At 44.7% G+C, this 20,821-nt stretch carries 20 protein-coding genes and 3 rRNA genes; 1 reads left to right on the top strand and 22 read right to left on the bottom strand.

The window, feature by feature from the left end; translation table 11 throughout:
• Positions 1-133: 133 nt before the first annotated feature.
• The 5 genes from rsmA to metG all read right to left on the bottom strand — a co-directional run bounded on the left by rsmA (position 134) and on the right by metG (position 5,984).
• A complete protein-coding gene (rsmA, locus tag MKY34_RS03830) occupies positions 134-1,030 on the bottom strand; it encodes a 16S rRNA (adenine(1518)-N(6)/adenine(1519)-N(6))-dimethyltransferase RsmA (RefSeq protein ID WP_342513922.1) in 897 nt (298 codons plus the stop codon).
• Positions 1,030-1,584: a ribonuclease M5 gene (gene rnmV, locus MKY34_RS03825; RefSeq protein ID WP_342513921.1), complete on the bottom strand. Its 555-nt coding sequence runs from the start codon at positions 1,582-1,584 to the stop codon at positions 1,030-1,032. Before rnmV ends, rsmA begins: the two co-directional genes overlap by 1 nt.
• 133 nt (positions 1,585-1,717) lie before the next feature.
• Positions 1,718-2,944 (bottom strand): ubiquitin-like domain-containing protein, encoded by a 1,227-nt coding sequence (locus MKY34_RS03820; RefSeq protein ID WP_342513920.1) that lies wholly within the window; start codon positions 2,942-2,944, stop codon positions 1,718-1,720.
• Between the two features lie 131 nt (positions 2,945-3,075).
• Positions 3,076-3,846 (bottom strand): TatD family hydrolase, encoded by a 771-nt coding sequence (locus MKY34_RS03815; RefSeq protein ID WP_342513919.1) that lies wholly within the window; start codon positions 3,844-3,846, stop codon positions 3,076-3,078.
• Between the two features lie 170 nt (positions 3,847-4,016).
• Positions 4,017-5,984 carry a methionine--tRNA ligase gene (gene metG / locus MKY34_RS03810; protein ID WP_342513918.1) on the bottom strand — a complete coding sequence of 656 codons (1,968 nt, stop codon included), beginning with the start codon at positions 5,982-5,984 and terminating at the stop codon, positions 4,017-4,019.
• 270 nt (positions 5,985-6,254) lie between these two features.
• On the opposite strand from metG, the gene MKY34_RS03805 reads away from it, so the two are divergent.
• Positions 6,255-6,533 (top strand): AbrB/MazE/SpoVT family DNA-binding domain-containing protein, encoded by a 279-nt coding sequence (locus tag MKY34_RS03805; RefSeq protein WP_342513917.1) that lies wholly within the window; start codon positions 6,255-6,257, stop codon positions 6,531-6,533.
• 285 nt (positions 6,534-6,818) lie between these two features.
• Here the strand turns inward: MKY34_RS03805 and rsmI are convergent, their stop codons facing one another.
• The 17 genes from rsmI to MKY34_RS03720 form a co-directional block, all read right to left on the bottom strand.
• Entirely contained in the window at positions 6,819-7,694 is an 876-nt protein-coding gene (gene rsmI / locus MKY34_RS03800) for a 16S rRNA (cytidine(1402)-2'-O)-methyltransferase (RefSeq protein WP_342513916.1), read from the bottom strand.
• Complete coding sequence (locus tag MKY34_RS03795) at positions 7,672-7,959, bottom strand: GIY-YIG nuclease family protein (protein ID WP_342513915.1); 288 nt, start codon at positions 7,957-7,959, stop codon at positions 7,672-7,674. The genes rsmI and MKY34_RS03795 overlap by 23 nt, the downstream gene beginning before the upstream one ends.
• Positions 7,943-8,692, bottom strand: a complete 750-nt coding sequence (locus tag MKY34_RS03790; protein WP_342513914.1) for a tRNA1(Val) (adenine(37)-N6)-methyltransferase — start codon at positions 8,690-8,692, stop codon at positions 7,943-7,945. Before MKY34_RS03790 ends, MKY34_RS03795 begins: the two co-directional genes overlap by 17 nt.
• 144 nt (positions 8,693-8,836) lie before the next feature.
• Entirely contained in the window at positions 8,837-9,196 is a 360-nt protein-coding gene (gene yabA, locus MKY34_RS03785; RefSeq protein WP_342513913.1) for a DNA replication initiation control protein YabA, read from the bottom strand.
• A 13-nt stretch (positions 9,197-9,209) separates the two neighbouring features.
• Positions 9,210-10,037: a stage 0 sporulation family protein gene (locus MKY34_RS03780; RefSeq protein ID WP_342513912.1), complete on the bottom strand. Its 828-nt coding sequence runs from the start codon at positions 10,035-10,037 to the stop codon at positions 9,210-9,212.
• Entirely contained in the window at positions 10,030-11,028 is a 999-nt protein-coding gene (holB, locus tag MKY34_RS03775) for a DNA polymerase III subunit delta' (protein ID WP_342515182.1), read from the bottom strand. The genes MKY34_RS03780 and holB overlap by 8 nt, the downstream gene beginning before the upstream one ends.
• 69 nt (positions 11,029-11,097) lie before the next feature.
• Positions 11,098-11,538 (bottom strand): YaaR family protein, encoded by a 441-nt coding sequence (locus MKY34_RS03770; protein ID WP_342513911.1) that lies wholly within the window; start codon positions 11,536-11,538, stop codon positions 11,098-11,100.
• 19 nt (positions 11,539-11,557) lie between these two features.
• Positions 11,558-11,887, bottom strand: coding sequence for a cyclic-di-AMP receptor (locus MKY34_RS03765; protein WP_342513910.1), 330 nt, complete (start codon positions 11,885-11,887; stop codon positions 11,558-11,560).
• Between the two features lie 47 nt (positions 11,888-11,934).
• Positions 11,935-12,570 (bottom strand): dTMP kinase, encoded by a 636-nt coding sequence (gene tmk, locus MKY34_RS03760; protein ID WP_342513909.1) that lies wholly within the window; start codon positions 12,568-12,570, stop codon positions 11,935-11,937.
• A 1-nt stretch (position 12,571) separates the two neighbouring features.
• Positions 12,572-14,008 (bottom strand): aminotransferase class I/II-fold pyridoxal phosphate-dependent enzyme, encoded by a 1,437-nt coding sequence (locus MKY34_RS03755; RefSeq protein ID WP_342515181.1) that lies wholly within the window; start codon positions 14,006-14,008, stop codon positions 12,572-12,574.
• A gap of 123 nt (positions 14,009-14,131) precedes the next feature.
• Positions 14,132-14,247 (bottom strand): 5S ribosomal RNA (rrf, locus tag MKY34_RS03750).
• An 81-nt stretch (positions 14,248-14,328) separates the two neighbouring features.
• A 23S ribosomal RNA gene (locus tag MKY34_RS03745) occupies positions 14,329-17,262 on the bottom strand.
• Between the two features lie 255 nt (positions 17,263-17,517).
• A 16S ribosomal RNA gene (locus MKY34_RS03740) occupies positions 17,518-19,069 on the bottom strand.
• The 16S, 23S and 5S rRNA genes sit together here, the layout of an rRNA operon.
• A 267-nt stretch (positions 19,070-19,336) precedes the next feature.
• A complete protein-coding gene (locus MKY34_RS03735) occupies positions 19,337-19,597 on the bottom strand; it encodes a pro-sigmaK processing inhibitor BofA family protein (RefSeq protein WP_342513908.1) in 261 nt (86 codons plus the stop codon).
• A gap of 56 nt (positions 19,598-19,653) precedes the next feature.
• Positions 19,654-19,866, bottom strand: a complete 213-nt coding sequence (locus MKY34_RS03730) for a YaaL family protein (RefSeq protein ID WP_342513907.1) — start codon at positions 19,864-19,866, stop codon at positions 19,654-19,656.
• 13 nt (positions 19,867-19,879) lie between these two features.
• On the bottom strand, positions 19,880-20,476 hold the full coding sequence (gene recR / locus MKY34_RS03725) for a recombination mediator RecR (RefSeq protein WP_342513906.1): 597 nt from the start codon (positions 20,474-20,476) through the stop codon (positions 19,880-19,882).
• Between the two features lie 11 nt (positions 20,477-20,487).
• Positions 20,488-20,808 carry a YbaB/EbfC family nucleoid-associated protein gene (locus MKY34_RS03720; protein WP_342513905.1) on the bottom strand — a complete coding sequence of 107 codons (321 nt, stop codon included), beginning with the start codon at positions 20,806-20,808 and terminating at the stop codon, positions 20,488-20,490.
• Positions 20,809-20,821: the final 13 nt, after the last annotated feature.

Genomic DNA, 20,821 nt, shown 5'->3' with positions numbered 1-20,821 from the left:
CTTACACCTCACTAAACATAAGCATAACACTTTTAAAAGGTTCTGTCAATTGAAAACTATATTTTATCAATGCTATATGATCTTTGTCAATCTTTTTTTATAAAAATATGGATTTAAAATGAATAAATTCGGATTATCCCTTTTTTCTTGCGGTAAAAAATTCTCCGTATAACGCATTTGACAAGTTGGCAAACTCTTCAATTGTCAATGTTTCTCCACGTCTACCTGGATCCATACCGATTTTTTCAAAGGCATGTAAAATTTGATCTTTTTTTGCCTTTCCATTTGGCAACGAAGATTGCAAATTATTAAAAATGGTCTTTCTGCGTTGAATAAATGATCCTCTAGACACCTCGAATAAGAAGTCTTCGTCGATGACTTCAGCGGGAGCCGTTTCTTTTCTTGTCAGACGCAGCACAGCTGATTCAACATTTGGTTGGGGCATGAATACCGTTTTTGGCACAATCATCGCAACTTCTGCATCCATATAATATTGAATGGCAATAGACAACGAACCGTACGCCTTCGTTCCTGGCGAAGCTGTAATACGGTCTGCAACTTCTTTTTGCATCATAATCACCATGCCAGACACGGGCACCTTGCCGAGTAAAAATTTCATGATAATGGGTGTCGTCACGTAATACGGCAAGTTCGCAACGACAACTACATCATCGTAATCTGCAAAATAATCCACCATCACTTGCGCTAGATCCGCCTCTAATATATCTTGGTGAATGATTGTGACGTTGTCGTAAGGCGATAGCGTGTCTTCCAGCACAGGTAGCAGGCGACCATCAATTTCAAAGGCAACGACCTTCCCGGCACTTCGAGCAATGTGCTCCGTCAATGCACCAATACCTGGTCCGATTTCAATGACACCCGTCTTCTCCGATAATCCCGCATGTGAAACAATATTACGTAAAATATTAGGGTCAATCAAAAAGTTTTGCCCCAAGCTTTTTTTGAATGAAAAACCGTGTTTATCGAGAATCTCTTTCGTCCTGACCGGAGTCGCGATATCTTTATTCATTAATTTTCCTCCTCGTCGAGAACTTTCAATACGTCTCCTAATTGTTGATGGCTAATGCGAAACATTTCAAGCCGCTTCTTTAGCCCTTTGCCATTCACTTGACCAATTTGTAACAACTCGCTTAGACGCTCACGCCGTCTCTTGGCATCAGGATGCCCAATTAACCTCGCCATCATCAAGTCCGCTAAAGGAATCTCTACGACAGACAGTGTATCGACCGTATACACAGACTGCAGCGCCTCCCGTATATCCTCATCCTTGGCATGCTCGATGCCAAGTCCTTGACCATTTTTAGCAATCGTTTGCGACTTCTTGAGAAAAGCATGCTTCACCTCAGGGATACGCTCCTCGATAATAGCCCGAATTCTTCTACCTGGATAATCAGGGTCTGTGAAAACAATCACGCCTCGCGTCTCCTGCGCATGCTGTATACGCTCAAGTGTCTTATCATCGATTGCAGAGCCGTTCGTTTCAATCGTATCAGCACCTGTTGCTCGTCGTACGGCAATCGTATCCGATTTTCCTTCAACAACAATAATTTCTTTTATATTCACGAAAGTCCTCTTTCCTGTTCGATACTTTCCTCAATTCTACTCCGCCACCGGAGCGTTGTACAGAAAGGTTGCTCCTAAAAACCTGTTAAAACGCAATAATCCGCAGGACCAATTACAGTCCCGCGGATTTCTATTAATTAATCACTTTAATTTTTACTTGACGTCTACCAAACTTATAAGCTGCTTCTTTTGTAGGGTAAAGCAAATCGATCTTCATCCCTTTGATTGCGCCACCTGTATCTCCTGCAATTGCATAACCATAACCTTCAACCCATACTTTCGAGCCGAGCGGAATCACTTTGGGATCAACCGCAATGACTTTAATGTTGGGATTTGAACGGATATCAATACCCGCGGCAGTGATGCCTGAACAACCATTACAATAAGCCGTATAAGCCGTAGCTGTTACGTAAAATTCTTTACCGCCTGCAGGTGCAGACGAATTATCACGTGAAACACTTACGTTAGTAGAATTGTTGCTCGCAACGACAACTTTAGAACCGACTGAAACAATCTTCTTTTGCGGTTCTGTGATCGTTTTCTCTTCTAACAGCGTACGTGAAACTTCCGTGCCATTTTCTTTTACGATTTCGAACTTTCGTGAAACCGTTCCTTTCTTTCCTTCTTGAACGACTTTTTCGCGTCCTTTCAGTAAAGCGGGATCGTTGCGTGTTTCAACAGTAAAGTTCGCCGGTTCTTCCACTACATCGGTGACCTTTTCCACTCGTACGACCTTTATGACTGAATTTGGCATAACGACATCTGCCATTTGCCCTTCCAATCTATCGTCATCATCCAATAGAATGTTCTCTCTCTTTAAAAAGTCAGCGACCGTAGTCGAAGTTGACCAAACTTTCGTTTCATTTCCTCCGTCATCCAACGTCAATTCAAACGCCTTTTGAACGGCAATGCTATTGTCTTCTCCAAGTTGTTGTTGTAACCCAGGAACTACTTCGTCATGCTCAGTAACTTCAATGCCAGCTTGAGCCAACACATCGCTTACTGTTCTTTCCGTTGTCCAAATGGACGTATTTTCCTGATCAACGGTTATTGCAACTTGTTTTGACTGTTCCCACCTGACCGATAGTCCGTCTTCGATAGGTGTATTCACTGAGGGTGTAACGAGATCGTGCTCGGCAACTTCAATCTCTTGTTCTGCAAGAAGATTACCAACTGTATGTGCATGTGTCTTGATGTTTAATTCTTCACCGTTCACGTTTAATGCGACCGATTTCTTCGTCCCTTCGTATAGGACAAGCGACATAATAGTAACAAATAGTGTAAGTGCTAAGACGGTAACAGCTATTTGTTTACTCCTCAATGACTTAAAGAACAGGTTTTCCATGGTGCTTTTTGACATGAAAAAAACTCCTCCTTTATCACTCGGCTGATTATAAAGGTTACTTTTCCGCGTGTCAACCCTTTGAGATTTTACACGCGGGAAAATTAGGTAACTTTCAATCTTCAAAGTACAGCGCTATTTTAGGAATTTCATTCATGAATATTGAATCGTTTTAATGCGTTTTCGCTCGTCCTTGCCGCAACTTCTTCTACAGATAAACCCTTCAATCGCGCTATTTCTTCAGCTACAAGTGTCACTAACGCTGGCTCATTTCTTTTGCCTCGATACGGGTGTGGTGCAAGGTAGGGTGCATCCGTTTCAATTAGCAAATGATCAAGAGAAATTTCAGTCGCAACTTCTTTTGGTGTTTTTGCATTTTTAAACGTCACAGGTCCTCCGAGTGAAATTGAAAAATCCATTCGAATACACTCTTTTGCTGTTTCAACACTTCCTCCGAAGCAGTGCATAATCCCCCCTGTTTTTTCAGCTTGTTCTTCCTGTAAAATCCGAACGACATCTGCGGTTGCATCTCGATTATGGATAATAATAGGGAGTCCTACTTTTTGTGCCAAGCGAATTTGTTTTCTAAACAGCTGTTGCTGGACATCTTTCGGTGATTTATCCCAATAATAATCCAAACCCGTTTCGCCTATGCCTACAACTTTTGGATGTGCGGCGAGCGATTCAATCCAGTTCAAATCTTCTTCTGTACAATCAATGGCATCAACGGGATGCCAACCGACGACAGCATAGATAAATGGATATTGCTCCGTTAGCTCCATCGCCTTATTAATGGTCTTACGATCAAATCCCACGACGACCATCTTTTCGACCCCAGCTTCCAAAGCACGTTCGATTACTTCTGCTACATCTGCTTCGTATTGATCTGCATTTAAGTGGACATGTGTATCTATATACATCGCTTTTCGCCTCACAATGTTTTTATTGTATTCGATAGAATTGTTTCTTTTATCACACATTGATTACAAGTTTATTACATTCATTTCTTTTACTCGAATTAGAAAAACGGCGTTTCCATGAGGGACGCCGTTTTTATTCCATTTTTGTGTAATCTGCGCTTACGCTTTTCTTATTTTACTTGTGCGCCGTTTTCCAATGTTGCATCCACTGAAGCTAATTTCAGTACACCATTGGATTTTCCAGCTAAAATCATACCTTGAGAAAGCTCTCCACGTAATTTTACAGGTTTCAAGTTTGCTACCACAATGACTTTTTCGCCAATAAGTGATGCCGGCTCGTAGTGTTCCGCAATTCCCGATACAACTTGACGCTTTTCATAGCCAAGATCTAGTTGAAGCTTGAGCAACTTGTCCGCTTTCGGCATTTTCTCGCATGCAATAACTGTCGCAACGCGAAGATCTACTTTCATAAATTCATCAATCGACAATTCTGGTGCTTCTTCTGTCTTCTCTTCCGGCTGCTGCGCAACAGGCTCATTTTGAGCAGGTGCTGTAATGGACATTTGGTCACGAATGTACACAATTTCAACATCCGGATCAAGGCGTGGGAAGATCGGTACTCCTTTTTCTACCACTTTTGTACCCGCTGGAATCACATCGAATTGGCCCAATGTTTCCCACGCAAGTGTCGATTCGTCTAGACCGAGCTGTGAAACGATTTCTTTCGGTGATTTCGTCATGAACGGCTGCAACAGGACAGCGATATGACGCAGTGAAGAGGCAAGATGCGCCATAACAGATGCCAATTTCCCTCTGTCTGCTTCTTCTTTCGCCAAAACCCATGGAGATGTTTCATCAATGTATTTATTTGTACGCGATACGAGCGCCCAAAGTTCAGAAAGAACGATACTAAATTGCATATTCTCCATTGATGTTTCATATTTATTCACCGTTTCGGTGATAAAATCCGTCAAACTTGCATCGAATTCTGTCGCGACAAGCCCTTCCGTCGGGATATTGCCATCAAAGTATTTATTAATCATCGATACTGTCCGATTCAACAGGTTACCTAGATCATTGGCAAGATCATAATTCGTGCGTTCAATGAAGGATTCTGGTGAGAATACCCCATCCTGTCCAAATGGTAACTCACGAAGAAGGAAGTAACGTGTCGCATCCAAACCATATCGCTCCACCAACATCTCAGGATAAACGACATTCCCTTTTGATTTCGACATTTTGCCGTCTTTCATCATGATAAAGCCATGTGCAAACACTTTTTTCGGTAATGGCAAATCAAGTGCCATTAAGAAAATTGGCCAGTAAATGGTATGGAAGCGAACGATATCCTTTCCAACAACTTGCACGTCAGCAGGCCAATATTTATTGAATAACGAATCATCATTCGATTGATAACCAAGTGTCGTAATATAATTCGTCAACGCATCAACCCATACATAGATAACATGCTTGGGATCTCCCGGTACTTTAATGCCCCAATCGAATGACATACGAGAAACGGATAAGTCTTCTAAACCTGGTTTAATGAAGTTGTTAATCATCTCATTTTTACGTGATTCCGGTTCGATGAACTTCGGATGGTCCTCATAATACTTCAGCAAGCGATCCGCATACTTCTTCATATTAAAGAAATACGATTCTTCCTTCACTTTTTTAACGGAACGTCCACAATCTGGGCAATTACCATTTTCCAATTGACCTTCTGTGTAATACGTTTCACAAGGTACACAATACCAACCTTCATATTCACCTTTATAAATATCCCCATTGTCGAGAAATGTTTTGAAAATCTTTTCGACAGTCGCTTTATGGCGCTCTTCCGTCGTTTGAATGAAGTCATCATATGTAATATCCATGAGGCTCCATACTTTTTTCGCAACTTCCGCAATCCCATCGACATATTCCTTCGGTGGAAGTCCTGCTTCTTGTGCTTTTTCTTGTATTTTTTGACCATGCTCATCCATTCCAGTTAAAAAACGAACGTCATAGCCACGCAAACGCTTGTAACGCGCCATAGCATCCGAGGCAACCGTTGTATAAGCAGTTCCAATATGGAATTTTCCACTTGGATAATAAATCGGAGTCGTAATATAAAAAGTCTTTTTCTGATCAGGCACGAAAATTCCTCCAGTGTAATGAAATATACCTTCTATTCTATCGAAAGCAGCATAACGATACAACGAAATTCCTCGATGATTATCATAATGACCGACGAATTTAGCCATTTTATGCTCAATTTACAATATCTGTTCAGCAAACTACTATTTTTCTTATAGTTTTGAGCAAGTTGTATTGACGTTAATTGGAAGTCTTGGTATGATAAAAAGCAGACAGGAGAATTATGTCGAATCTTGACGAAAATCTATTTATTGGAAGGAGTTAATCTCATGAAATCAACAGGTATTGTACGTAAGGTCGATGAACTCGGACGCGTTGTAATTCCAATCGAATTGCGCCGCACATTAGGTATTGAACAAAAAGACGCTTTGGAAATCTACGTCGATGACGATAAAATTATTTTGAAAAAATACATGCCAAATATGACATGTTCAGTTACAGGTGACGTATCTGACGACAACCTACGTCTAATCGATGGTAAATTGATTTTGAGCCCTGAAGGTGCAAAACAATTGATCAAAGAAATTGAAGAAAATCTTCAAAAGTAATGATAGATTAAAAAATCCAGAGCGATAATTCGGTCTGGATTTTTCTTTATCAATTACGCCTCGGCGTAATTGCGTCCAGATTTTTTTCGAGCGAGCTCTAAAAGCTCCTCTAAAAAATCTGTGACATCCGCCGGAGGCTTTATCTTCGTTCAGCGGGCGTTTGAACACTCACTGAACTGAAAAACAAAACCGCATTCATCTTGCCACCTATCGAGATTGGAGTTTCCTGTGGCTGACGCTTCGCTTTCAGTACAAAAAGATTTGCTGAATGAAGATAAAAAGATGTTAACTTTCTACATGATATTCTTTATAAACATCACGTCGACTTATGCCGCGTTCTTTCGCAACTTCACGAATCGCCTCTTTTGATCGAAGCTCGCCACTTTCCATCAATTTGCTTACATGCGTGTGAATATCGAGCTCTTGCCACCAAACAACCTGTTCTTCAGCAACCGTCCCGTCTCCACCTTCAATGACAATACAAAACTCGCCTCGTATCTCATTTGAGTCTGCCCAATTTACAGCCTCTTCAAGCGTCCCACGTAAAAATTCTTCAAAACGCTTTGTCAGTTCCCTTGCCAATACAACCCGGCGCGTATTGCCAAAATGATCTTGTAACGCTCGCAACGTCTCTTTAAGCCTGTGAGGTGCCTCGTACAAAATGACCGTCTCTTCTCGCAACTTCAAATTGTCGAGTTGCACACTGCGCTCTTTTTTCTGACGTGATAAAAAACCGTAAAACAAAAACGGCTGCGGCGCTAACCCTGAAGCGACCAATGCACTAATTGCTGCATTTGCGCCCGGTACTGGAACCACGTCATAACCTGCAACAAGTGCTTTCGCTACAATGTCCGCTCCCGGATCTGAAATACATGGCATTCCAGCATCACTCACAAGCGCGACGCTCTTTCCTTCAGTAAGCATTGCTAAAATTTTCTCGCCACCAACTTCAATATTATGCTCATGGTAGCTAATAAGTGTCGTCTTAATGTCAAAATGATTACATAATCGAATCGTATTCCGCGTATCTTCCGCCGCAATCGTATCGACTTCTTTTAATATGCGAATAGCCCGATAGGTCATATCCTCTAAATTGCCAATCGGTGTTCCAACAAGAAACAGTTTTCCTCTTCCAAGTTCAGCACTCTTTTGTGATTTCATTTAGCTTTCGCCCCTCTTCCATATAACGTTCTTTCGCATTTCGCGTCAATTGTTTAAAACGATACTCCGCTTGCATCGCTTCTCGTTTCGTTTCAAAACCCTCTTGGTAAATACATTGTACAGGCCGCTTGGCACGTGTATATTTCGCACCCTTCCCTTCATTATGCATACGCACACGCTTGTCCAAATTATTCGTATACCCTGCATAATAGGAACCGTCCTTGCATTCCAACACATAAAATAGATGATCAGCTTTGTTGTCCATGCAGAAGCTGCCTCACTTCTTCCGTATATTCGCCATCTTCCCCGTACACATAAAGAGGTGGCAATATTTTCAAATCCGGCTTACCGTCTTTCGTCCCCTCAATTAGCAATGTATTCGCTTCTTTTCCCGCCTTCGGATACACAAATCGGAGACGCTTTGGCTCTAGTCGATTCGCGCGCATCGCCGTTACAATATCCAGCAAGCGCCCTGGTCGATGAACAAACGCCGCTTTTCCGCCTTGCTTAAGCAATTCACTCGCTGACTGAACAGCTTGCTCTAACGTCAAATGGATTTCATGCCGTGCAATCGTCACATGCTCCGACAAATTTTTCTCACTCGCCTCATGCGCTAGAAAATACGGTGGGTTGCATGTGACTGTATCATATTTCTCATGACCAATTTTCGCTGCAATCCCAATAACATTATCATTGATGATATCAATCTGCTGATCCAGGTTGTTGTACCGAACACTTCTTTCCGCCATATTCGCAAGCCGCTCCTGCAATTCGACAGCCGTAATCTCAGCATTTGTCCGTGCACTTAAAAACAAAGGAATTGCACCATTACCTGCACATAGATCTACAATCTTCCCTGAGCGAATCGGCACATACGCAAATTTCGCCAATAGCACCGCATCAAGGGAAAACGAAAAAACAGACGGGCTTTGAATAATTCGTAAACCCTCCGCCAATAAATAATCTAACCGTTCATCATCTCGTAAAATATTTTCCATCATACGTACTCTCCTCAAAAAAAATCAATTGCACCACCTATAGGGGTGGACGTCTTCCGTAACTAACGCTCCGCTTTCAGCATAAAAGTAGTTGCTGAATAAAGAGAAAAGCCGATGCCTACATGACAATAGGATCGGCTCTTTTCATACATTTTGTTTATTTAAAAAGGATAAACAGAACAAGCAATCTTCTCCCTTACGACTGCTCCCGTAATGGACATTACACACATGAAACCCTTCATTATAAAGGCGAGCTAGGTTATCGACACCTTCTCCGATATCGACATTAGGCGATTTTTTTCGATGCTGTCGTTTGCTCGTCGTTTGTGTTTGGTTGTCCATTTCTTCGAGTCGCTTGCGCAGATGATGGTTTTCCAGTTGAAGCGAATGGTTCTCTTCTGTCATCTGCGCGACAAATCCAATCAGTTCGCGGAATTGCTTATGCGTGGATTCAAGTTGTTGCTCGAATTCCATTACCCTATCGAGAAAGTTCCCTTCTTTCAACTATTCCACCTCATCATTTTATCAATTGAGCGATTTTGTTTGTTGCGTCCATTAATTCTTCCAATGCATATTCTACTACATGTTCCTGATCTACTAGATTTACTTGAAGAATGCGCTCAAGCAGATTCAGACCTACAACTTTCCCCGGTCCTTCTGGTGTTTGAACCACTGTTCCAACGTCCGGCATCAATGCTTTTGCTTCCTCGTATTCGTCATTTTCATATTTAAGACAACACATAAGTCGCCCACATAAGCCTGAGATTTTTGACGGATTCAGCGATAAGTTCTGATCTTTCGCCATCTTAATCGAAACCGGCTCAAAGTCACCTAAAAATGTCGAACAGCATAACATTCTGCCACATGGCCCAATTCCGCCAAGCATCTTCGCTTCATCACGCACACCAATTTGTCGTAGCTCAATGCGTGTACGGAAAATAGATGCAAGATCTTTAACAAGGTTTCGGAAGTCGACCCGACCTTCTGCTGTAAAATAGAACACAATCTTATTGCGGTCAAATGTATACTCTACATCGACAAGCTTCATCTCCAGCTTATGTTCCTCAATCTTGCTTACACCCGTGTCAAAAGCACGCTCCGCTTCCGTACGATTCTCCTCTACTTTTTCAAGGTCCTCGACTTGTGCAGGGCGAATCACTTTCTTCAACGGTAGGACAACGTCATTCTCGTCTACCTCTCTCACACAACTTGCAACTTTCCCATATTCAATCCCTCGTGCAGTTTCAACGATGACATATTCGCCTTCGTTGAGTATGTACTCAAGTGGATCGAAATAATATATTTTACCCGCTTTTTTAAAGCGGACGCCTACGACTTTATACAACAAGTAACCCCTCCTGCATGCTGAGCACCAATTGTTCCATTAAAAGCATACGATTCATATTGCCGTGCAACTGCTTTTTCGCTTGCAAAATTGCCTCCATATTGGCAGACAATCGGCTATACGTCATCTTCATCGAAAGACTACTAAAAAATTGTTGTTGATCTGGAAATGTCGGCGTTGCTTGTAGGCCAGCTTTTGATGCTACAATATCCCGATAAGCGTATAAGAGCAAATCGAGTCCGCGTTCAGCCTCTTCCTTCTCTTTAAACAGTGGAGACCATTCCGATTGGATAAATAATAGCGCTTCATGGACATGAAGATCCGATGCTTCAACCAATTTTAACACTGTCTTTCGCATGTGTGCAAATTGATCATCCCCGGCAAGACGAAATGCCTCATCCGGGTCGGCCGTTACCATCGTAACGGTTGCAGCCATTGATACTGTAACACCTTTTTCAACAATCTTCTTAATCATCATTTCACGTGACGGAGGTAAAAAAGAGATTCGCTGACAGCGTGACTGTATTGTTGGCAGAATTGATTGATACGAATCTGTTAGCAAAATGGCCGTTACATCACCTTCCGGCTCCTCAAGAAACTTTAACAATGTATTGGCCGCAGCGATATTCATCCGATCTGCGCGCGAAACAATATAAATTTTACGCCCTGTTTCATACCCTTTTCGTGTCATCTTGACAATAAGCTCAGACATCTGATCCTTTTTGATATCTTGCCCATCCGGTCGAATAATCGTCACGTTCGGATGATTACCAGATGTCACACGTCGACAAGAACGACATGTTTCACATGGAACAGTGTTTTTTTGAGGTTCTTCGCATAATAACAACTTCGCAAAAAACAATGCAGCAGCTTCTTTTCCTGTACCCTGCGCTCCATCGAACATGTATGCATGCCCAATTCGACCATTCCTGTACGAAGAGCACAAACGCTCAATCACGGCTTTCTGCTCTTCGAAAAGCCGATTATCCATTTCTTCGGTCACGATGCCACACCCCTTGTTTCAAAAAAGCCGTGTTTCTTGTAAGACAGGAAACACGGATTACATATATAAATTGATAAGAAGCCCTTTAATCTCACCGATTTTAGCTAACAAATCAACTGATGTTTTTTCCTCATTCAATAAGTCTTCTGCTAATTCGATTAGCTTCTCGTCTATGGTTTCGACAAGTTTCAAACGACGCCCTTCACCATATTGATTCCATGTATGTGATTTTTTAAGCGCTAGACCTGATCCGACAGCTTCTTTCAAAAAACGTCGAACTAACATTTTAAACTTGGCCATATCGCGTAAATTCCGTGACCGTGCAATCTGATCTCCCGCCGATGAAATATCACCGAGCAATCTTGTAATTTGCTCGCCATGCAAGCGTTGCTCCTGCTTAACGACCATTTGACCGAACCGTGCTCCATTTTGCGATGCCTGTAAGGTATCTTTTCGCATTTTGTCGAGGCCAGCCCTATAATCACTATTTACTTTCATTTCGGTTCACCTCAATTCATCAAAAATGATGAAAATGTTCAATTGGAAGGACAAAAACCGTTGCCCCACCCACTTCAACCTCAACCGGGTAAGGAATATAGGAATCGGCATTGCCACCCATTGGAGAGACAGGTGCCACCATCTGGTCCCGTGAACGACAATTTTCTCGAATAAGCTCAAGTGCCTTCGGAACAAGATTATCATCTGTACCAATTAAGAACGTTGTATTTCCAGATCTTAAAAATCCACCTGTACTTGCTAATTTCGTTGCTCGAAAATCATTTTTTGTTAACGCCGCGGACAACCGGTTGCTATCCTGGTCCTGTACAACTGCTACAATCAATTTCACAGTACTCTCCCCTTTTCCGCTTTCCACCCATTATATCATGAATTGACTCACTTAATGAGTTGGGAGCATATGATTTTCCAAACATTTTCTGTCACTTCTGCTTCTGAGAGGGAAGCATCCGTTGTAACAATTCGATTTGGATACCTGAGAATCAGCTCTTGGTACCCCTCATAGACTTTATGGTGAAATTGAATACTTTCGTTATCCAATCGGTTTTGTTCACGTGTATCATTGTTGCTAATCCTTGCAAGACCAACCTCTGGATCAATATCGAAAAACACGGTTAAATCCGGCATCATTTCACCAATTGCAAACTCATTAATGGATAAAACCTCGTCCATTCCAAGTCCCCGCGCATATCCTTGATAAGCAAGAGAGCTATCTACAAATCGATCACATAAGATGATAGACCCTTCTGCCAGCGCAGGTATAACTTTCTCTGCAAGATGTTGCCGTCTCGCTGCCGCATACAGCAGCGCCTCTGTCTTCGCGTCCATTTCCTGATGCCGATTATCCAGAATCACTTCACGGATTTTTTCCGCTATCCGAATACCACCTGGCTCGCGCGTCATCATGACATTATGCCCTCCATCCTTCAACCGCTTATACAACTCCATAATAACCGTCGTCTTCCCTGCCCCTTCAGGCCCCTCGAAAGTGATGAATGTCCCTTGCTGTACCATGTTATTCCTCCGTCCTATTCTTTACCACACATACTTGTTTTTCTTGGACCCGAATCGTCCCTTGGAATTTTGTTTTCATTCGAAATAAAGCTCGAAGGGATTGAATATGCACCTCTTCTATTCTTTCTCCCTCGATTAAAAGCGGAATACCCGGTGGATAAGGGATAATCGAAGCGGCCGAAATACAGCCTAAAGACTCCTCAAATGGTACCCACTCTTTCTCCATTTGAGACAGCTGTCGCTTCGTATAGACAAGACTTGAAATTCCCTCGTGAATTTGTAGAACTTCAAGCGAATTCATCGTGCTATGTGATTCTTGTAAATCTTTGAGTGCAACTGAAATTCTGCTCCCTATTTCTTCAAATGGATAATCTGTACCTTTTTTCAACAAAGGCAACACAAATAATACTTGGTAAGGATCAACTAATTCCGCAAAAATTCCTCTTCCCTCTAACACTTCTTGTACATCATATCCCGAATAGCCTTCGACCCGTAAAATAAGCTTCAAAGGATCGTCCGCTTCCACCATTTGTAGCATCGGAATCTCGCCAAGTCCTCGGATAAAGTCTTCGCGCCTTCTTATAAAATATAGCTTATCCTGTTCATCCATCGACTCTACGTAAGATCGTGCATCATCTAACGAAGCCATTAACAAATAAGAAGGACTGCTTGATTGAAACATGTGTAAATAATGTGCAATCTTTTCATGCGAAACAAGCTTCGACTTAACATGTAAGAAGGAGGCCATCGTCATCGCCGGTAACGTTTTATGAGCCGAATGTACAACGACATCAGCACCCATAGCTAACGCCGAACAGGGAAATGGATCACCTACAACGAAATGCGCACCATGTGCTTCATCTACAAGAACGGGAATACCATACGTATGACAAAGACTGATCGTTTCCTCTAACATTGTCCCTGTCACACCATAATAAGTCGGATACGTTAGAACAACGGCTTTTGCTTCTGGGTATAATTCAAGAGCACTCTGAATCTGTTCAGTACTTACCGTCCCCACTGCTTTCGTAACAGCATCCCAAGCCGGTGTAACAAATACAGGGTTTGCACCTGTTAATTCGAGCGCATGAAATACCGACTTATGCGCATTGCGCTGAACAATGACCGTATCACCAGCCTGACAGGTCGCATAAATCATCGCCAAATTCCCGACAGTCGAGCCATTCACAAGAAAGAAACTGCAATCAGAGCCATAACAAGAAGATAGCCGCTGTTGTGCCTCTTCAATAACCCCCTCTGGTTCATGAAGATCATCTAGCCCTGCTAACTCCGTAAAATCATACGCAAGCACTGACCGTAAATCATCTGGCAAGCCCGACAACATCCCATTTTTATGTCCCGGCACATGAAATGAAACCGGATGTACTTCTTTAAAATTACGTAACGCTTGAACAAGCGGACGATAAGCATACTCCATTGTCAATCACACTTCCTTTTCATAACTCTTATTATAGTTGAAACTTGTTGTTTATTCAGTTGGGATTTCATCTCTTAAAAACAAACACAAAAAAAGCCACTGCTAATTTAGCAATGACCATGTGCCCGGCGACGTCCTACTCTCACAGGGGGGAACCCCCAACTACCATCGGCGCTGAAGAGCTTAACTTCCGTGTTCGGGATGGGAACGGGTGTGACCTCTTCGCCTTCGTCACCAGACTATTTTGAGCTTGTTCACTCAAAACTGAATAAAACCAACATTGTATTGCACAAATCGAGCCAACCGTGCGCTTTTTAAATAAGGTTAAGTCCTCGATCGATTAGTATCCGTCAGCTCCACACGTCACCGCGCTTCCACCCCAGACCTATCAACCTCATCTTCTTTGAGGGATCTTACTTACTTGCGTAATGGGAAATCTCATCTCGAGGGGGGCTTCATGCTTAGATGCTTTCAGCATTTATCCCGTCCACACATAGCTACCCAGCGATGCCTTTGGCAAGACAACTGGTACACCAGCGGTGTGTCCATCCCGGTCCTCTCGTACTAAGGACAGCTCCTCTCAAATTTCCTGCGCCCGCGACGGATAGGGACCGAACTGTCTCACGACGTTCTGAACCCAGCTCGCGTACCGCTTTAATGGGCGAACAGCCCAACCCTTGGGACCGACTACAGCCCCAGGATGCGATGAGCCGACATCGAGGTGCCAAACCTCCCCGTCGATGTGGACTCTTGGGGGAGATAAGCCTGTTATCCCCGGGGTAGCTTTTATCCGTTGAGCGATGGCCCTTCCATGCGGAACCACCGGATCACTAAGCCCGTCTTTCGACCCTGCTCGACTTGTAGGTCTCGCAGTCAAGCTCCCTTATGCCTTTGCACTCTACGAATGATGTCCAACCATTCTGAGGGAACCTTTGGGCGCCTCCGTTACTCTTTAGGAGGCGACCGCCCCAGTCAAACTGTCCGCCTGACACTGTCTCCTGCCCCGATAAGGGGCATGGGTTAGAAGTCCAATACATCCAGGGTAGTATCCCACCAACGCCTCCTCCGAAGCTGGCGCTCCGGGCTCTAAGGCTCCTACCTATCCTGTACAGGATGCATCGGAATTCAATATCAGGTTACAGTAAAGCTCCACGGGGTCTTTCCGTCCTGTCGCGGGTAACCTGCATCTTCACAGGTATTATAATTTCACCGAGTCTCTCGTTGAGACAGTGCCCAGATCGTTACGCCTTTCGTGCGGGTCGGAACTTACCCGACAAGGAATTTCGCTACCTTAGGACCGTTATAGTTACGGCCGCCGTTTACTGGGGCTTCAATTCAAAGCTTCGCTTGCGCTGACCTCTCCTCTTAACCTTCCAGCACCGGGCAGGCGTCAGCCCCTATACTTCACCTTGCGGTTTTGCAGAGACCTGTGTTTTTGCTAAACAGTCGCCTGGGCCTATTCACTGCGGCTCTCTCGGGCTTTAACACCCTACCAGAGCACCCCTTCTCCCGAAGTTACGGGGTCATTTTGCCGAGTTCCTTAACGAGAGTTCTCTCGATCACCTTAGGATTCTCTCCTCGCCTACCTGTGTCGGTTTGCGGTACGGGCACCTCCCGCCTCGTTAGAGGCTTTTCTTGGCAGTGTGAAATCAGGGACTCCGGAGACAATTCTCCTCGCCATCACAGCTCAATGTTATAGGAACGGGATTTGCCTCGTTCCACACCTCACTGCTTAGACGCGCATAACCAACAGCGCGCTCACCCTATCCTACTGCGTCCCCCCATTACTCAAACGGCGGGGAGGTGGTACAGGAATATCAACCTGTTATCCATCGTCTACGCCTTTCGGCCTCGACTTAGGTCCCGACTAACCCTGAGCGGACGAGCCTTCCTCAGGAAACCTTGGGCATTCGGTGGAAGGGATTCTCACCCTTCTTTCGCTACTCATACCGGCATTCTCACTTCCAAGCGCTCCACCAGTCCTTACGGTCTAGCTTCAACGCCCTTGGAACGCTCTCCTACCACTGACACCTAAGGTGTCAATCCACAGTTTCGGTGATTCGTTTAGCCCCGGTACATTTTCGGCGCAGCGCCACTCGACCAGTGAGCTATTACGCACTCTTTAAATGATGGCTGCTTCTGAGCCAACATCCTGGTTGTCTGGGCAACGCCACATCCTTTTCCACTTAACGAATACTTGGGGACCTTAACTGGTGGTCTGGGCTGTTTCCCTCTCGACTACGGATCTTATCACCCGCAGTCTGACTCCCAAACATAAATCATCGGCATTCGGAGTTTGTCTGAATTCGGTAACCCGGGATGGGCCCCTAGTCCAAACAGTGCTCTACCTCCGAGATTCTTAACGTTTGAGGCTAGCCCTAAAGCTATTTCGGAGAGAACCAGCTATCTCCAGGTTCGATTGGAATTTCACCGCTACCCACACCTCATCCCCGCATTTTTCAACATACGTGGGTTCGGGCCTCCAGTAAGTGTTACCTTACCTTCACCCTGGACATGGGTAGATCACCTGGTTTCGGGTCTACGACCCCATACTCATTCGCCCTATTCAGACTCGCTTTCGCTGCGGCTCCGCATTCACTGCTTAACCTTGCATGGAATCGTAACTCGCCGGTTCATTCTACAAAAGGCACGCCATCACCCATTAACGGGCTCTGACAACTTGTAGGCACACGGTTTCAGGATCTATTTCACTCCCCTTCCGGGGTGCTTTTCACCTTTCCCTCACGGTACTGGTTCACTATCGGTCACTAGGGAGTATTTAGCCTTGGGAGATGGTCCTCCCGGATTCCGACGGAATTTCACGTGTTCCGCCGTACTCAGGATACACTCTGGAGAGAATGGACTTTCGACTACGGGGCTTTTACCCGCTACGGCGGACCTTTCCAGGTCGCTTCGCCTAATCCATTCCTTTGTAACTCCGTGTAGAGTGTCCTACAACCCCAGGAAGCAAGCTTCCTGGTTTGGGCTCTTCCCGTTTCGCTCGCCGCTACTCAGGGAATCGATGTTTCTTTCTCTTCCTCCGGATACTTAGATGTTTCAGTTCTCCGGGTCTGCCTCGTTTACGCTATGTATTCACGTAAACGTACTACCCCATTATGGGCAGTGGGTTTCCCCATTCGGAAATCTCCGGATCAAAGCTTACTTACAGCTCCCCGGAGCATATCGGTGTTAGTGCCGTCCTTCTTAGGCTCCTAGTGCCAAGGCATCCGCCGTGCGCCCTTTCTAACTTAACCTTTCGGCTTCAACAGCCATTTGGTGAGTCTTATTTACAGCGATGTAAACAGGGGCTCTTAAAAAGGTATTGCATAAGTAAATTACAATTGTAATCGACTCGGTTGATTCTTGATTTGTTACTTTCAATGTCGTTTTATCCAGTTTTCAATGAACAAGTTTTGAAAAAGATCATCTATAAAGAAAGATGAACCTTCAAAACTGAACGCAAAACGTCAATGGATAGACCAGAGGTCTATTTCCGAAATAATCCTTAGAAAGGAGGTGATCCAGCCGCACCTTCCGATACGGCTACCTTGTTACGACTTCACCCCAATCATCTGTCCCACCTTCGGCGGCTGGCTCCCGTAAGGGTTACCCCACCGACTTCGGGTGTTACAAACTCTCGTGGTGTGACGGGCGGTGTGTACAAGACCCGGGAACGTATTCACCGTGGCATGCTGATCCACGATTACTAGCGATTCCGGCTTCATGGAGGCGAGTTGCAGCCTCCAATCCGAACTGGGAATGATTTTATGGGATTAGCTCCCCCTCGCGGGTTGGCAACCCTCTGTATCATCCATTGTAGCACGTGTGTAGCCCAGGTCATAAGGGGCATGATGATTTGACGTCATCCCCACCTTCCTCCGGTTTGTCACCGGCAGTCACCTTAGAGTGCCCAACTGAATGCTGGCAACTAAGATCAAGGGTTGCGCTCGTTGCGGGACTTAACCCAACATCTCACGACACGAGCTGACGACAACCATGCACCACCTGTCACCGCTGTCCCCGAAGGGAAAGGCATATCTCTACACCGGGCAGCGGGATGTCAAGACCTGGTAAGGTTCTTCGCGTTGCTTCGAATTAAACCACATGCTCCACCGCTTGTGCGGGTCCCCGTCAATTCCTTTGAGTTTCAGCCTTGCGGCCGTACTCCCCAGGCGGAGTGCTTAATGCGTTAGCTGCAGCACTAAGGGGCGGAAACCCCCTAACACTTAGCACTCATCGTTTACGGCGTGGACTACCAGGGTATCTAATCCTGTTTGCTCCCCACGCTTTCGCGCCTCAGCGTCAGTTACAGACCAGAAAGCCGCCTTCGCCACTGGTGTTCCTCCACATCTCTACGCATTTCACCGCTACACGTGGAATTCCGCTTTCCTCTTCTGTACTCAAGTCCCCCAGTTTCCAATGACCCTCCACGGTTGAGCCGTGGGCTTTCACATCAGACTTAAAGGACCGCCTGCGCGCGCTTTACGCCCAATAATTCCGGACAACGCTTGCCACCTACGTATTACCGCGGCTGCTGGCACGTAGTTAGCCGTGGCTTTCTAATAAGGTACCGTCAAGGTACGAGCAGTTACTCTCGTACGTGTTCTTCCCTTACAACAGAGCTTTACGATCCGAAAACCTTCTTCACTCACGCGGCGTTGCTCCATCAGACTTTCGTCCATTGTGGAAGATTCCCTACTGCTGCCTCCCGTAGGAGTCTGGGCCGTGTCTCAGTCCCAGTGTGGCCGATCACCCTCTCAGGTCGGCTACGCATCGTCGCCTTGGTAGGCCATTACCCCACCAACTAGCTAATGCGCCGCGGGCCCATCCTGCAGTGACAGCCGAAACCGTCTTTCAGAGTTTGTCCATGCGGACAAACTGATTATTCGGTATTAGCCCCGGTTTCCCGGAGTTATCCCCATCTGCAGGGCAGGTTGCCCACGTGTTACTCACCCGTCCGCCGCTAACTTCAGGGAGCAAGCTCCCTTCCGTCCGCTCGACTTGCATGTATTAGGCACGCCGCCAGCGTTCGTCCTGAGCCAGGATCAAACTCTCCATAATAGAAGAAAATGATTGCTCATTTCTTGCTGGCATCAATTAAGATGTCAAATTTGAATCCGAAGATTCGTTTGTGTTTCCTTTTGGGAAACGTTTGGCTCCAGTGCCGAAGCACCTTCGCTTTATTTCATTGACGTTTTGCTGTTCAGTTTTCAAGGTTCATAATGCAGAGGAGTTGAAGTGTCATCCTCGTTATTTCGTCCGCCTCACTGGCGACTCATATAAGATTACAGCACATCTAGTCATATGTCAACGCTTTTTATAAACTTTTTATAAAAAAACTGCAAAAGCGCATAATGTAGCCATTCCTGGTATACCTAAAACAGCCAACAATAAGCCAGATGCAATATTTATCGGTACATAAACCCCGATAAAACCACCTGCAATATTCATGGCAAAAAGAACAAGAAAAGCAAAAGCCAAACGAAACCAATAGATCGATAACTTCTCTAGCACTTTTGGTATATGCTTTCTACCTACTACTAATAGAAGAAGTACAACTCCAACAATAGCTATACCGATTATCTTCACGGGAAACGCCCCTTTCAACTAGAATGATCTAGTCTATGCGATCCCATGAAAATATATCAATCGCTACCTAAGCGCCGTGCCTTTGCTTCTTTAAATAAATAGAAGTGCTTACTTTCAGCAATCTTCCTACGAACCATTACTTCTTGGTCGTAGTCATTGAGATACCTCTCAACGTCTCTCGCTTGTTCCCACTCTTCCTTCGTGTCCATCATCAATGTACGTAGACGTTCATCAAACTCTTTTTTCAGCTTTTTTTTCCGTCCAAACAATACTATCGCCCCCTTATAGTTCCCGGCGACCTTCTAATGCCCTCGATAATGTCACTTCGTCTGCATATTCAAGATCGCCACCCACAGGTAATCCGTGTGCAATTCTTGTTGTCGTAATGCCTGACGGTTTTACAAGTCTTGAAATATACATCGCAGTTGCTTCACCTTCAATTGTAGGGTTCGTAGCCAATATCAATTCTTCAACTGTTTCATCTTGAAGGCGTGTTAATAAGGAAGGAACGTTAATATCTTCTGGGCCAATCCCATCCATCGGCGAGATTGCGCCATGAAGAACGTGATAGAGTCCTTTATAATCCCTCATTTTCTCCATAGCAATGACGTCTTTAGGATCTTGAACAACACAAATCATAGAGCCGTCGCGTTGTTTATCCTGGCAAATGTGGCAAGGGTCAACGTCTGTAATATGTCCGCACACCGAACAGTAACGTAAATTCCTTTTCGCATCGACAAGCGCTTTCGCGAAATCCAATACAGTATCTTCTTTCATGCCTAAGACAAAAAACGCCAGTCGGCCCGCTGTTTTCGGGCCGATACCTGGCAATTTCATAAAACTATCGATTAGTTTCGATATCGGTTCAGGATAATGCATTATTGTTCCTCCTAGAACATTCCAGGTAGGTTCAATCCTTTCGTGAATTGACCCATTGTGGAGTTCGTTAATTCTTCCGCTTTTGTCATTGCGTCATTTGTAGCAATGACAATAAGGTCTTGAAGCATCTCAACATCTTCTGGATCAACGACAGAAGGATCGATAATTACATCTACAACCTGCTTATCACCAGATACGATGACTTTCACCATACCGCCGCCTGCTGCACCTTCTAAACGCTTTTCACCAAGTTCTTCTTGTGCCTCAGCCATTTTCTTTTGCATTTTTTGCATTTGTTTCATCATACCTTGCATATTTCCCATACCACGCATGTTTGTTTCCTCC

The organism is Sporosarcina sp. FSL K6-1522, assembly GCF_038622445.1.
Taxonomy (GTDB): Bacteria; Bacillota; Bacilli; order Bacillales_A; family Planococcaceae; genus Sporosarcina.
The sequence above is the reverse complement of the archived record's forward strand: the minus strand, read 5'-3'. Positions and strand labels throughout refer to the sequence as shown.

Bases quoted from the DNA above. Each gene is read 5' to 3' on its own strand.
- rsmA (WP_342513922.1), bottom strand. From the start codon at position 1,030: ATGAATAAAGATATCGCGACTCCGGTCAGGACGAAAGAGATTCTCGAT.
- MKY34_RS03820 (WP_342513920.1), bottom strand. From the start codon at position 2,944: ATGTCAAAAAGCACCATGGAAAACCTGTTCTTTAAGTCATTGAGGAGT.
- MKY34_RS03815 (WP_342513919.1), bottom strand. From the start codon at position 3,846: ATGTATATAGATACACATGTCCACTTAAATGCAGATCAATACGAAGCA.
- MKY34_RS03805 (WP_342513917.1), top strand. From the start codon at position 6,255: ATGAAATCAACAGGTATTGTACGTAAGGTCGATGAACTCGGACGCGTT.
- rsmI (WP_342513916.1), bottom strand. From the start codon at position 7,694: ATGAAATCACAAAAGAGTGCTGAACTTGGAAGAGGAAAACTGTTTCTT.
- MKY34_RS03795 (WP_342513915.1), bottom strand. From the start codon at position 7,959: ATGGACAACAAAGCTGATCATCTATTTTATGTGTTGGAATGCAAGGAC.
- MKY34_RS03790 (WP_342513914.1), bottom strand. From the start codon at position 8,692: ATGGAAAATATTTTACGAGATGATGAACGGTTAGATTATTTATTGGCG.
- holB (WP_342515182.1), bottom strand. From the start codon at position 11,028: ATGGATAATCGGCTTTTCGAAGAGCAGAAAGCCGTGATTGAGCGTTTG.
- MKY34_RS03770 (WP_342513911.1), bottom strand. From the start codon at position 11,538: ATGAAAGTAAATAGTGATTATAGGGCTGGCCTCGACAAAATGCGAAAA.
- tmk (WP_342513909.1), bottom strand. From the start codon at position 12,570: ATGGTACAGCAAGGGACATTCATCACTTTCGAGGGGCCTGAAGGGGCA.
- MKY34_RS03755 (WP_342515181.1), bottom strand. From the start codon at position 14,008: ATGGAGTATGCTTATCGTCCGCTTGTTCAAGCGTTACGTAATTTTAAA.
- recR (WP_342513906.1), bottom strand. From the start codon at position 20,476: ATGCATTATCCTGAACCGATATCGAAACTAATCGATAGTTTTATGAAA.
- MKY34_RS03720 (WP_342513905.1), bottom strand. From the start codon at position 20,808: ATGCGTGGTATGGGAAATATGCAAGGTATGATGAAACAAATGCAAAAA.